This is a genomic window from Pseudomonas rhodesiae, from assembly GCF_013285305.1.
In the GTDB taxonomy this organism is placed as follows: Bacteria; Pseudomonadota; Gammaproteobacteria; order Pseudomonadales; family Pseudomonadaceae; genus Aquipseudomonas; species Aquipseudomonas rhodesiae.
On the sequence record NZ_CP054205.1, the window covers coordinates 3696434 to 3709733 of the forward strand.

The 13300-nt window shown below is 55.8% G+C and carries 12 protein-coding genes; 8 read left to right on the forward strand and 4 right to left on the reverse strand.

The window, feature by feature from the left end; translation table 11 throughout:
• Positions 1-136: 136 nt before the first annotated feature.
• The 4 genes from HRH33_RS16675 to HRH33_RS16690 form a co-directional block, all read right to left on the reverse strand.
• Positions 137-1690, reverse strand: coding sequence for an FAD/NAD(P)-binding protein (locus HRH33_RS16675; protein ID WP_167417866.1), 1554 nt, complete (start codon positions 1688-1690; stop codon positions 137-139).
• Positions 1691-1760: 70 nt separating this feature from the next.
• Positions 1761-3284: an acyl CoA:acetate/3-ketoacid CoA transferase gene (locus HRH33_RS16680; RefSeq protein ID WP_173603526.1), complete on the reverse strand. Its 1524-nt coding sequence runs from the start codon at positions 3282-3284 to the stop codon at positions 1761-1763.
• Positions 3281-3706: a cupin domain-containing protein gene (locus HRH33_RS16685; RefSeq protein WP_080761458.1), complete on the reverse strand. Its 426-nt coding sequence runs from the start codon at positions 3704-3706 to the stop codon at positions 3281-3283. The genes HRH33_RS16680 and HRH33_RS16685 overlap by 4 nt, the downstream gene beginning before the upstream one ends.
• 38 nt (positions 3707-3744) lie before the next feature.
• Positions 3745-4641 carry a DMT family transporter gene (locus tag HRH33_RS16690; RefSeq protein WP_034138580.1) on the reverse strand — a complete coding sequence of 299 codons (897 nt, stop codon included), beginning with the start codon at positions 4639-4641 and terminating at the stop codon, positions 3745-3747.
• A gap of 165 nt (positions 4642-4806) precedes the next feature.
• Here HRH33_RS16690 and HRH33_RS16695 point away from each other — a divergent pair, with 165 nt between their 5' ends.
• The 8 genes from HRH33_RS16695 to aceA all read left to right on the forward strand — a co-directional run bounded on the left by HRH33_RS16695 (position 4807) and on the right by aceA (position 13008).
• Entirely contained in the window at positions 4807-5253 is a 447-nt protein-coding gene (locus HRH33_RS16695) for an NUDIX hydrolase (RefSeq protein ID WP_034114183.1), read from the forward strand.
• 59 nt (positions 5254-5312) lie between these two features.
• Complete coding sequence (gene mnmA / locus HRH33_RS16700) at positions 5313-6437, forward strand: tRNA 2-thiouridine(34) synthase MnmA (RefSeq protein WP_167417868.1); 1125 nt, start codon at positions 5313-5315, stop codon at positions 6435-6437.
• Positions 6434-7057 carry a high frequency lysogenization protein HflD gene (gene hflD / locus HRH33_RS16705; RefSeq protein ID WP_034138583.1) on the forward strand — a complete coding sequence of 208 codons (624 nt, stop codon included), beginning with the start codon at positions 6434-6436 and terminating at the stop codon, positions 7055-7057. The genes mnmA and hflD overlap by 4 nt, the downstream gene beginning before the upstream one ends.
• 125 nt (positions 7058-7182) lie before the next feature.
• On the forward strand, positions 7183-8553 hold the full coding sequence (gene purB / locus HRH33_RS16710; RefSeq protein ID WP_034098692.1) for an adenylosuccinate lyase: 1371 nt from the start codon (positions 7183-7185) through the stop codon (positions 8551-8553).
• Positions 8554-8636: 83 nt separating this feature from the next.
• On the forward strand, positions 8637-9803 hold the full coding sequence (locus HRH33_RS16715; RefSeq protein WP_167417869.1) for a ribosomal protein uL16 3-hydroxylase: 1167 nt from the start codon (positions 8637-8639) through the stop codon (positions 9801-9803).
• Positions 9796-10218 carry a GNAT family N-acetyltransferase gene (locus tag HRH33_RS16720; protein WP_034098695.1) on the forward strand — a complete coding sequence of 141 codons (423 nt, stop codon included), beginning with the start codon at positions 9796-9798 and terminating at the stop codon, positions 10216-10218. Before HRH33_RS16715 ends, HRH33_RS16720 begins: the two co-directional genes overlap by 8 nt.
• A gap of 218 nt (positions 10219-10436) precedes the next feature.
• Positions 10437-11174, forward strand: coding sequence for a secretin N-terminal domain-containing protein (locus HRH33_RS16725; protein WP_167417870.1), 738 nt, complete (start codon positions 10437-10439; stop codon positions 11172-11174).
• Positions 11175-11682: 508 nt separating this feature from the next.
• The gene (gene aceA, locus HRH33_RS16730; RefSeq protein WP_034138586.1) at positions 11683-13008 is read left to right on the forward strand and encodes an isocitrate lyase; all 1326 of its coding nucleotides are present in this window, start codon (positions 11683-11685) and stop codon (positions 13006-13008) included.
• Positions 13009-13300 lie beyond the last annotated feature (292 nt).

Sequence of the window (13300 nt, forward strand, 5' to 3'; positions counted from 1 at the left end):
ACGCACACCTACCAAAATAAATATTCCAATTTTGGCAAATCAACGTCTCACTCGCCACTAGCTGTTCGGCTAGGGAAAAACTGAATTTACGAGTAAAAAATACAAAAAATGTTTAATTTGAGATTTTTCCGTCATCTTATGCCAGCAATTGAGCTTTAAGCGAATGAAAATGCGCATTGGAGGTTTGCGACAATCTAGCCAAAACATACTCTGCACGTTGCGTCGAATGGCGAGAATTAATCTCTAAAGCACTAGTAAAAAAGAACGCACCGCTCGTTAGCTCTCCCAGAACAGTGATTCTGTCATCCACACATCCTGACTGATTTATCAATCCGCCCGACTCAGCAGATACCTTTAACCCTCCGAATGGGTCTACACACCCAATTCCCTGCTGAATAATATTCTGCACCAGAAGATTATCAAACTTAGTAACATCGCGAGGGGTACCTGTAGCAACCACAACAGCGTCATAACCGCGGAAATATCTTTTCGACTGCTTAGCTACTTTCAAGGTAAATCTCCCATTATATTCAATAGACTGAAGCTCTCCCTTGATGATTGATAGCTGCCCAGACTCGACTAAAGACTTGATTTTTAGAGCATTTTCAATCGGAATTGAAACACGGTATGCCATCCACCAACTTGAATAGCCCAGGAATCTTTTCTTATCCTCATCTGGCATTGCAGGCCAAATTAGATCAAGCACAGCATTCGTGGAATAGAGAACGGACTGCCAAAACCGTGGGTGACGGGCAGCAGCTATTTCCGCCTCAAGAAACTCCAAAGCCGGCCTTTGTGAACACATTGTCGACCAATCAGCATCAATCGGCTTGCCCTCCAAGGCTAATTCCTGCATCGCCCAACGAAGTACGTCTTCAAGCCGCACTACCCCAGCTCGAGAAATACAAGATCTAACAGTTTCCGGCGTTAGTATTGACGGCTTATAACGCCCCTGAGTCCCTCTGACACTAGGCAAGGCTCCCGTGCGCGAATGCATAGTAATGGGCCCTTTATGGCCATTAGCAGTAAGTCCGATCACCGCATCGATAGCACTCAGTCTTGAACCGACAATTGCAACACTCGCCTGCTTTTGAATCAGCCTGCATAGACGTTTGATAGGGTAAGGGCTGGAGAAAAAACCTTCAGCGCCAGCAAGGTGTCGGTGTTCCAGACTGCGCGCATTACCACAACTCAATACTACATGATCACTAGGGAAAGATAGATTTCCCTTTGTGGATACTACGACCCTTCCATCATGCGAAAAACTAAGATTAACGACTTCGTCATGCACTGCAATTAACTGGCAACCGAGTTCTACAGCTTTTTTAATGAGACATTGAAGCATGTGCGCAAGATATAGCCCAAATAAGGGTCGGGGTAGAAATGCATGCGGACATAGCTCAATATCAGGAAAATCATCTTCCCAAATTTCTCGATTAGCCAATAACCATCTGTAGAAATGCCCAGACTGGTCTGGGAAAGGCGAAATGAATTCGGCTCGTGTGTTTAAGATATTTGTACCGCAGTCCTCGGAATACGCAAGTCCTCGACCACATTGAGATTGCTTATCCACCAAAAAAATCGATAGATTCGAATGACATCCATGTCTCGCCAGCCCTTTTAAAAACGCGTAAATAAAAGAGACGCTTGAGGCACCTCCACCGATTATCGTTATAACCTCACCTGACATAACAACCTCCTACATAATTTTCTTACGAACACAAAACACCTAACCACTCAAAGAATTAGACACTATGCAGTTACAAAAAAAACAAATCCTCAGACATAAGCTTACAGCTGCTTGAAACTACAAACCCACCCTCTATGAACGGCATAATATCCCGCTCAACACTTATACCGGGAGCGACCTCTTCCAGATAAACAACCCTATCTCTCAATGCAAAAACAGCTCGCTCCGTTACATATATGACTCTCTGACCTAACGATTTAGAATGGTCGCCACTGAAAGTTAAATGTGAAACCTGACGAACGAATTTACTTACACGACCTTCCCGAACTATCCGGATTTGGCCCTTATTTATATTCACGATCAACCCTACCGCCGTGAAAGTGCCACAAAAAATAATACATCGTGCGGACTGAGAGATATTTATGAATCCACCTGCACCTTGTAACTTCTGACCAAACTTCGAGACATTAACATTGCCAAAGCTATCCATTTCAGCAAAGCCTAAGCACGCTACATCAATTCCGCCACCTTCATAGAAATCAAACAAAGCCGCCTGTTCAATGATACTCTGTGGGCGATAGCTGGCACCAAATGACAGCCCAGCTGCTGGCCTGCCACCTATAACGCCGGACTCAACAGTAAAGCTCATCGATTCCGCACAGCCCAACTCCTCAGCCACCTGAGCAATAGCTACCGGTATACCAATACCGAGATTGATAACTCGGGCATTTTGATGCTGAATTTCCTGCAAAGCTCTCCTAGCAATAACTCTCTCTGCACACGAAATCGACCTTGTACCAGGGGTGAGCACTCCCGGACGTGTAAACGCTGAGTCATGTGCCACGCCGTAAGTTTGAGGATGCTCACCAGGGCGCGAAACTGTCACGTAATCTACCAATAGTCCGGGGACTTTGACGTCATGCGGCTCGATATCATGCAAACCTACTAAACTTTCAACCTGCACAATCACTATTCCACCACAGTTTTTAACTGCCATTGCCTGCGCTAGAGCGTCACTATGAGACACTTCCCGCTCCATCGAAATATTGCCCAAGGGATCACAAGATGTCCCTCTTAACAACGCACAGTCGACCTTAATAGCAGGGTAAAAAAGCATTGACTTATCATTGATAAAAATTTTCTGAACGAGCGCACGTGCCGCCCGCATATTTAAGCGTCCTCCCTCATAATCAGGATCAACGAAAGTATTTAAGCCGATATTCGAAATCACCCCAGGCTTTTTCGCCGCAATCGCGCGAAAAAGCTGACTAATGACCCCCTGCGGCCAATTATGGGCCTCTATCTCTCCTAGGCGCGCCATATTTCCCAGCCGTGGAATAAGCCCCCAGAACCCTCCAATTACCTTATCCACCAGCCCACTCTGGGCCAAAACGTCTAAGCCCCTTTCTTCAAGATCTCCAGCAGCAGAGGCAAAGAGCAGACTAAGTTTACGAGGCCGCCCCTCTCGCTTGTAACGATCGCCGATTGCTCGAGTAAGTCCATCAGGATGCCCACAACTACCAAACCCCCCAGGGATAACTGTCCATCCATCTTCAATTAGCTCTGCCGCTCGTCGCTCGCTAATAACTTTCATGCTACAGCCTCTGCATTCAGACACGTCACAGGCTGAACCGGCTGCTCCCAGACGACTAAAAACGTGCATCCTGAAGGAGACGAAAGTTGGTGGGTAGAGCCAGGAGGGTACACTTGGAGCGCACCTATCGTATGTCGCCCTCTGTCATCGACAAGTTCGCCATCGACCACCAGCACCAACTCCCAGCCCAGATGTATATGCCTGGGCGTTAGAGCGCCACCGTCATAACGCACCAGTGCAGCCACTGATCCTTCCCCATTGCGCCTCGCATCATAAAGGTAAAATATTGAGACGCCCTTTCGCCCATCAATTTCATAAGGCTCAAAATTTAAACAATCAACTCCATCGATATACAACCCTCCTCCTGATCGGCAAATTTTATCGCTCAATATATTTTTATTATTTATCTCGTTTTTATTCATTGTTATTCTCCTGCTAAGCGGTACTCAGTAATTCAGGCTTATTTTGCTCGCGAATGATTCATCAAATAAACTCCTCCCCCCGAAACAATAAACCCCACAATCACTACTACGCTCGGCACCTCCCCCAACACTAACGCCGCCATGATCTGCGTAACCGCCGGAATCACATGAAATAAGTTCGTCGCTTTACTCGCCTCTCCCCGCCGAATCATCAAATACAATATCGTCAGTGCGCCTACAGAATTCATCAAACTAATCCAGGCCACCGAGGCAATAAAAGGCATCCACTGCGTCACCTGCATGGTTTCAGCGGCGCAAGCCAGCATCAACATGACCAGCGACGCAGTAACCATTTGAATGAAGCACCCCACCCACAGATTGACCCCACCCAGAAAACGCTTCTGATAAAGAGTACCGAGGGTGATGCCCAACAGCGCCAATCCCACCGCGCCATAGCCGCCTACTGGTGCGTCGGCGCCTGAAAAACTGTTGCCGACAACAATGACCACTCCTCCGACACCCAGAATCGAACCTGGCAGGTCGCGCCAGCTCAATTGCTCACCCAAACAGAAATAGGCGCCGATCACGACGAATATGGGCATCAACCCGACAATCAGTGCAGCTTGCCCGGCGGGGACGCCCTGACTTATTCCGGTGTAGAGACCGCCGAATTGCAGAGCCTGCAAGAGCACGCCCGCGACTACCGCATGAAGGTAAGGTGCAAGCCGCCTCGGCCATTCAGCCTTTATCGCAAGCGCCACCCCCAGAAACACCAGGGCAGCCAAGGCAAACCGATAGAACGTCATGGTGAAGGGCTCGCCATAACGCACACCGAACGCACCGCCGATGTAGCCGGAACTCCAAAGCAGAATGAAGGCAATGGGCAGGGGCGATGTAAGGCGTACTTCGTAGCGTTTGTGCGCAATCGGGTTCATAACACTCTCCAGACTGATAACTCTGGAGAGATAAACTGCGCCAGCAGCTGAAGTCGGTAAAATCATAAAATGTCAGGTGCATCATGCAGATTGCTTATGCACCACCCCATCATCGCTGCGATCCGGCTCCAAGACTGGGTTACATTCAGAACCAAGAGGTATCTCATGACCTGGCAACCCCACATCACCGTCGCCACCATCGTCGAAGACAACGGCAAGTTCCTGATGGTCGAAGAACTTAAGGGCGGTCGCGCCGTACTCAATCAGCCTGCCGGCCACCTCGATCCACATGAAACCCTGACCGAAGCCGCCGTACGCGAAACCCTCGAAGAGACCGGCTGGGACGTCGAAGCCACCGGCATAGTCGGCATCTACCTGTACACCGCCCCGAGCAACGGCGTGACCTACCAGCGTGTGTGCTTCATCGCCAAGGCCCTGAAACACCATCCCGACTATCAGCTCGACGAAGGCATCATGCGCGCCCGCTGGCTCACTCGCGACGAACTGATGGACCTGCGCGAGGACTGGCGCAGCGAGCTGATCATTCGCTGTATCGATGATTATCTGGCCGGCCACTGCCACAGTCTCGAATTGATCCGCCCTTCTCTTTAGCCTTAGAGGCCGCAGCCTGTTAGAATCGCGTCCTTTTTCAAGACACCCGTTGAAACCCTATGCGTGATCCAGCCCCTTCTGACACACAAAAGAAGCGCGTCATCGTCGGCATGTCCGGCGGCGTGGATTCTTCCGTTTCCGCCGTTCTGCTCATGGAGCAGGGCTATGAGGTGGAAGGCCTGTTCATGAAGAACTGGGAAGAAGACGATGGAACGGAATATTGCACCGCCATGGACGACCTGGCGGATGCCCAGGCCGTGTGCGACAAGATCGGTATCAAGCTGCACACCGCCAACTTCGCCGCCGAGTACTGGGACAACGTGTTCGAGCACTTCCTGGCCGAGTACAAGGCCGGTCGCACGCCGAACCCGGACATCCTGTGCAACCGCGAAATCAAGTTCAAGGCGTTCCTCGACTACGCCATGATGCTCGGCGCCGACCTGATTGCCACAGGCCACTATGTGCGCCGTCGCGATATCGACGGGCGCACCGAGCTGCTCAAGGGCCTGGACCCGAACAAAGACCAGAGTTACTTCCTGCATGCCGTCGGTGGCGAACAGATCGCCAAGACCTTGTTCCCCGTGGGCGAACTGGAAAAGCCCGAAGTGCGCAAGATTGCCGAGCAGCACGGCCTGGCCACCGCCAAGAAGAAGGATTCCACCGGGATCTGCTTTATCGGCGAACGCCGCTTCAGCGACTTCCTCAAGCAATACCTGCCGGCACAACCGGGCGAGATCAAGACCACCGAAGGTGAAGTCATCGGCCGTCATCATGGCCTGATGTATCACACCATCGGTCAACGCCAGGGCCTGGGGATCGGCGGCCTAAAAGACGCCGGTGAAGAACCGTGGTACGTGCTGGTTAAAGACCTGGAGCACAACGTGCTGATCGTCGGCCAGGGCAATGAACACCCACTGCTGTTCTCCGGCGCGCTGTGGGCGTCGGAAATCTACTGGGTCAACCCGATCGACCTCAGCACCCCGCGCCGCCTGACCGCCAAAGTGCGCTATCGCCAGAGCGATCAGCCCTGCACCCTGGAAAAAACCACCAACGGCTACCGCGCCACCTTCGATGACCCGCAACGCGCTGTCACCCCTGGCCAGTCCGTGGTGTTCTATGACGGCGAGATCTGCCTTGGCGGTGGCGTGATCGAAGTCGCCGAACCCTGGAGCAACCCGGCATGAGCCCGATCCAGGAGCAATTGACCGCACTGGGCGGTGTATTTCTGGCCGCCGTGCTGGTGGACAAGATCGCCAAGACCGGCCAGGTCAGCGAGGCGGGCCTGACCTGCATGCTCGGCAGCCTGCTGATCCGCGACCCCAAGGACACCCTGGAAGTCTACGGTGGCGACGACCTGGCGCTGCGTGAAGGTTATCGCGCCCTGATCGGCGCCCTGGAACGCGACCCCAGCACCTTGCAACGCGAGCCACTGCGGTACGCCCTGTCGATGCTCGGTCTGGAGCGCCAATTGGCCAAGCGCGAGGACATGCTGGAGACCATCGGCAAGCGTCTGCCACAAATCCAGTCCCAGGTGGAGCACTTCGGCCCGGCCCACGAAAACGTGATCGCCGCCTGTGGTGCGCTGTACCAAGACACCTTGAGCACCCTGCGCCAGCGCATCCAGGTGCATGGCGACATGCGCAACCTGCAACAACCGAACAACGCGTCGAAGATCCGCGCCCTGTTGCTGGCCGGTATTCGTTCGGCGCGGTTATGGCGCCAGTTGGGCGGTCATCGTTGGCAGTTGGTCATCAGCCGTCGCAAATTGCTTAAAGAGCTTTACCCGTTGATGCGCAACGAATAAGTCGCAGCAGCAGGCTGTTTTCAAGCCGTTACGCGTAATACGCCGGTCAGTTGGCGACGGACCGGCGGATTTTTTCATGTATGATACGCGCCCCATTTCGTTGCCCGACTGTCCGAGAACACCCCATGCAGCTCTCTTCGCTCACTGCGGTTTCCCCTGTTGACGGCCGCTACGCCGGCAAAACCCAGGCCCTGCGCCCAATTTTCAGCGAGTACGGCCTGATCCGTGCCCGCGTCCTGGTTGAAGTGCGCTGGCTCCAGCGCCTGGCCGCTCACCCTGCCATCAGCGAAGTGCCGGCGTTTTCCGCCGAAGCCAACGCCGTGCTCAACACCCTGGCGGAAAATTTCTCCCTGGAGCACGCCGAGCGTGTAAAAGAGATCGAGCGCACCACCAACCACGACGTCAAAGCCATCGAGTACCTGCTCAAAGAGCAAGCGGCCAAGCTGCCGGAACTGGCCCAGGTCAGCGAGTTCATCCACTTTGCCTGCACCAGCGAGGACATCAATAACCTGTCCCACGCCCTGATGCTGCGCGAAGGCCGTGATGACGTGATGCTGCCGCTGATGCGCCAGACCGCCAACGCTATCCGCGAGCTGGCGATCCGTTTCGCCGACGTGCCGATGCTGTCGCGCACCCACGGCCAACCGGCCTCGCCTACCACCCTGGGCAAAGAGCTGGCCAACGTGGTCTACCGCCTGGAGCGCCAGATCGCCCAAGTGGCCGCCGTGCCGTTGCTGGGCAAGATCAACGGCGCCGTGGGCAACTACAACGCCCACCTGTCGGCCTACCCCGAGATCGACTGGGAAGCCAACGCCCGTGCATTTATCGAAGACGAGCTGGGCCTGGGCTTCAACCCGTACACCACACAGATCGAACCGCACGACTACATCGCCGAGCTGTTCGACGCCATTGCGCGCTTCAACACCATCCTGATCGACTTCGATCGCGATATCTGGGGCTACATCTCCCTGGGCTACTTCAAGCAGCGCACCATTGCCGGCGAAATCGGTTCGTCGACCATGCCGCACAAGGTCAACCCGATCGACTTCGAAAACTCCGAAGGCAACCTCGGCATCGCCAACGCCCTGTTTCAGCACCTGGCCAGCAAGTTGCCGATCTCTCGCTGGCAGCGCGACCTGACCGATTCCACCGTACTGCGTAACCTCGGTGTGGGCTTCGCTCACAGCGTGATCGCGTACGAAGCCAGCCTCAAAGGCATCAGCAAACTGGAACTCAACGAGCAGAAAATCGCCGCTGACCTGGACGCTTGCTGGGAAGTACTGGCCGAGCCGATCCAGACCGTGATGCGTCGCTACAACATCGAAAACCCCTACGAGAAGCTCAAAGAGTTGACGCGTGGCAAGGGCATCAGCCCTGAAGCGCTGCAAACTTTCATCGATGGCCTGGATATGCCAGCTGCTGCCAAGGCCGAGCTGAAACTCCTCACCCCGGCCAATTACATCGGTAATGCCGTGGCCCAGGCCAAACGCATCTGATCCAAGCAAGACCCTTGAGACGCCCGGCCGCGCCGGGCGTTTTTATTCCAGTCTGAAAAGTGCTTTTTTTCAATAGGTTACACATGAATCCTGATATCCCTCTTCAACTTCTGGGCGGCATCACGGCACGGGATTTCCTGCGCGACTACTGGCAGAAAAAACCGTTGCTGATCCGTCAGGCCATCCCTGACTTCGAAAGCCCCATCGACGCCGACGAACTGGCCGGCCTGGCCTTGGAAGAAGAAGTCGAATCGCGCCTGGTGATCGAGCACGGCGAGCGTCCGTGGGAACTGCGCCGCGGCCCGTTTGCCGAAGACGCCTTCAGCACACTGCCCGAGCGCGAATGGACCCTGCTGGTGCAAGCGGTCGATCAGTTCGTACCGGAAGTGGCCGAACTGCTAGAGCAGTTCCGCTTCCTGCCAAGCTGGCGCATCGACGATGTGATGATCAGCTTTGCCGCGCCCGGCGGCAGCGTCGGCCCGCACTTCGATAACTACGATGTGTTCCTGCTGCAGGCCCAAGGCAAGCGCAACTGGAAGATCGGCCAGATGTGCAACTCCGAGAGCCCGCTGCTGCAACATGCCGACCTGCGCATCCTGGCTGAATTCGAAGAAAGCGCCGAATGGGTACTGGAACCGGGTGACATGCTCTACCTGCCACCGCGCCTGGCCCACTACGGCATTGCCGAAGACGATTGCATGACCTACTCCGTCGGCTTCCGCGCCCCAAGCGCAGCCGAAGTGTTGACCCACTTCACCGACTTCCTCGCTCAATACCTGACCGACGAAGAGCGCTACACCGACGCCGACGTCCAACCGGTCAGCGACCCGCACCAGATCCAGAGCGACGCCCTCGATCGCCTCAAGAGCCTGCTGGCCGAGCATATGAGCGACGAGCGCATGCTGCTGACCTGGTTCGGCCAGTTCATGACCGAGCCGCGCTATCCGGAGCTAGTGGCCGGCGAAGAGCTGGGAGAAGAGGACTTCATCAACAGCCTGGAAGACGGCGCGATTCTGGTGCGCAACCCGAGCGCGCGCATGGCCTGGTCGGAAGTGGACGATGACGTGCTGCTGTTCGCCAGCGGCCAGAGTCGCTACCTGCCGGGTAAATTGCGCGAACTGCTGAAAATGATTTGCTCCGCCGATGCCCTGCACGCCGAGAACCTCGGCCCATGGCTGGCGGACGAAGACGGTCGAGCTCTGCTGTGCGAACTGGTCAAGCAAGGAAGCCTGGGATTTGCCGATGAATAAGATTCACGTAAGTGTCGCGGACTGGCATAAGGATATCGCCGAGATTCGGCGCATTCGTGAAGCGGTGTTTATCGCTGAACAATCGGTCCCACCTGAACTGGAGTGGGACTCGGACGACGCAGATGCCATGCATTTTCTCGCGTACGAGGGTGACTTTCCGATTGGTACTGCTCGCCTGCTGCCCAGCGGCGAGATCGGCCGCGTGTCGGTACTCAAGGACTGGCGCGGTCTGAAGGTAGGCGACAAGTTGATGGAGGCGGTGATCGAAGCGGCTGAGAAACGTGGCCAGACCAAGCAATTCCTCAGCGCCCAGGTGTATGCCGCACCGTTCTATGAGCGCTTGGGTTTCGAGATCGTCAGCGATGAGTTCCTGGAAGTCGGCATCCCTCATGTCGATATGGTGCGCGGAGCCTGATTCGAGATCGCGTCGCTGCTATCGGGGGCAAGCCCCCCTTCCACATTTGAAATGTACAGGGTCAACATGTGGGAGGGGGCTTGCCCCCGATAGCTATTTCAGCACCACCAGCAATGCCCTGCCATGTGGGGCATTTTGCCGTCTACGATTCAATAAGCGACCGCCCAGGCCGACAAACTGGCACTATCACGCCTAATTGACTCGCAGAGATAACGGACATGTCCCTACGTACCCTGCTTACCGCCCTTCTCCTGGCCGTCAGCGTCTCGGCCAACGCCGACACCGAAGTCGTCAACCTCAGCAACCGCACCAGCGCCGACCTGTTGCCGGTGGCGCAGAATTTTATCGGCAAGGACGGTACTGTCAGCGCCTATGGCAACCAGCTGATCGTCAACGCGGCCCCAGACAAGGTGCAGGGATTACGCACCCTGCTGGCACAACTGGATACGCCAGCCAAGCGCCTGCTGATCACCGTCGACACCAATGAAAACAATCAGCAGGACACCGGCGACAGCCAGACCCGCATCATCAGCTACGGCACCGTCAGCCGCGACGGCGGCATTCAGCAGATCCAGGCCAGTGAAGGCGTGCCCGCACTGATCCAGGTCGGCCAGAGCGTGCCGCTGACCACCACCTCGCAAGACAGCTACGGGCGCCTGCAAAACCAGACCCAGTATCGCAACGTCACCCAAGGGTTCTATGTCACCGCCAGCGTCACCGGCGACACCGTACACCTGGCGATCAGTACCAACCGTGACCGCATGAGCCAGGAACGTCCCGATGTAGTGAACGTGCAGAGCACCGACACAACCATCAGCGGCCGCTTGGGCGAGTGGATTCCTCTGGCCGGCATCAATCGCCAGACTCAGGCCGATAAAACCTCCACAACCCGCACCTACTCTACTCAGGGCCGCGATGACCTGACATTGCGGGTCAAGGTCGACACCCTGAACTGAAGCACCAAAAACTGACTGACGAGTCGTATTAGACTAAAGATGTAGTGCCTGAAAAAAAGCACTACAAAACATTTGACGATCGAAAAAAGCCTGGGCATGATGGCCTCGCTCCCGCTAATCAGGGGCCCTGGCAAGGGCCTTCGGATCGTCGCTCCAAGCTACCCACCCGAGCCGATTCGTGTCTGTACCGCCCACAAGGCGTGTTTGACGAGGTTGCGACTGGAACGAAGTTGTCCCGAGGGACGGAAGCTAACCAGGTAACCCGGCAACACACTGATGGATCGTACAAAGGCCCACGACGCCTGAAGACCGTTCGCAGTCTGCCCTTACCTGCTCAACTCCCCCCTTGAGCCCATCGTTCACCCCGTCGCCTACCCCGTCGAACCTGACCTGACCGCCTACGCTTCTGATCAGCGAGCAGCCATGACCACGCACTGACTACAGTGGCTGGCCAACGGAATGTTCAACCCAGTAGATTTTCCACAAAGACGCGACGAGGTTTTTCCCCATGGCACTGACACGCGAACAGCAAATTGCAGCCCTTGAAAAAGACTGGGCTGAGAACCCACGCTGGAAAGGCGTGACCCGCGCTTACTCCGCTGCTGACGTCGTCCGCCTGCGCGGCTCGGTTCAACCTGAGCACACCTTTGCAAAACTCGGCGCCGAGAAGCTGTGGAACCTGGTCACTCAAGGTGCCAAGCCATCCTTCCGTCCCGACAAAGATTTCGTTAACTGCATGGGCGCCCTCACTGGCGGCCAGGCAGTCCAGCAGGTAAAAGCCGGTATCCAGGCGATCTACCTGTCCGGCTGGCAAGTGGCGGCGGACAACAACTCCGCTGAATCCATGTACCCCGACCAATCGCTGTACCCGGTGGACTCCGTACCGACCGTGGTCAAGCGCATCAACAACTCGTTCCGTCGCGCCGACCAGATCCAGTGGAAAGCCGGCAAGAACCCAGGCGACGAAGGCTACATCGACTACTTCGCGCCGATCGTGGCTGACGCCGAAGCCGGTTTCGGTGGCGTACTGAACGCCTACGAGCTGATGAAGAGCATGATCGAGGCAGGCGCTGCCGGCGTGCACTTCGAAGACCAACTGGCGTCCGTGAAGAAATGCGGCCACATGGGTGGCAAGGTGCTTGTACCGACCCAGGAAGCGGTACAGAAACTGACCGCGGCGCGTCTGGCTGCTGACGTTGCCGGCACGCCGACCATCATCCTGGCCCGCACCGACGCCAATGCCGCCGACCTGCTGACCTCGGACTGCGACCCGTACGACCAGCCGTTCGTCACGGGCGAGCGTACCCAGGAAGGCTTCTACAAAGTGCGCGCAGGTCTGGATCAAGCCATCGCCCGCGGCTTGGCCTATGCCCCGTACGCCGACCTGATCTGGTGCGAAACCGCCAAGCCGGATCTGGCCGAAGCCCGTCGCTTCGCCGAAGCAATCAAGAAGGAATACCCGGACCAACTGCTGTCCTACAACTGCTCGCCTTCTTTCAACTGGAAGAAGAACCTGGACGACGCGACCATCGCAAAATTCCAGCGCGAACTGTCCGCCATGGGCTACAAGCACCAGTTCATCACCCTGGCCGGCATCCACAACATGTGGCACAGCATGTTCAACCTGGCGCACGACTACGCCCGCAACGACATGACCGCTTACGTCAAGCTGCAGGAGCAGGAGTTCGCTGACGCCGCCAAGGGCTACACCTTCGTGGCCCACCAGCAGGAAGTGGGCACCGGCTACTTCGACGACATGACCACCGTGATCCAGGGCGGCACCTCGTCCGTGACCGCGCTGACCGGTTCGACCGAAGAAGAGCAGTTTCACTGATCGATGTGAGTACACGGCCACGGCGGACTTTTTAAAAAGCTAACCGCAGTGCCGCACGATCTGACGCCCCGACTGGTTCGGGGCGTTTTTTTGCCCGCACACACCTCATCGATTCAATAAGGACCCAATGTGAGAGCGGGCTTGCCCCCGTTAGGGGGGGATCAGCAAGAAAGCTATAGCCTGACACTCAGCCATCGGGGGCAACCCCCCTCCCGCATGAGGAACCTTGCAACCTGAAGATTTTGTACAAAACCTTGATCCAGAGCGGTATTCGTTGCAGATAAATCGGTTA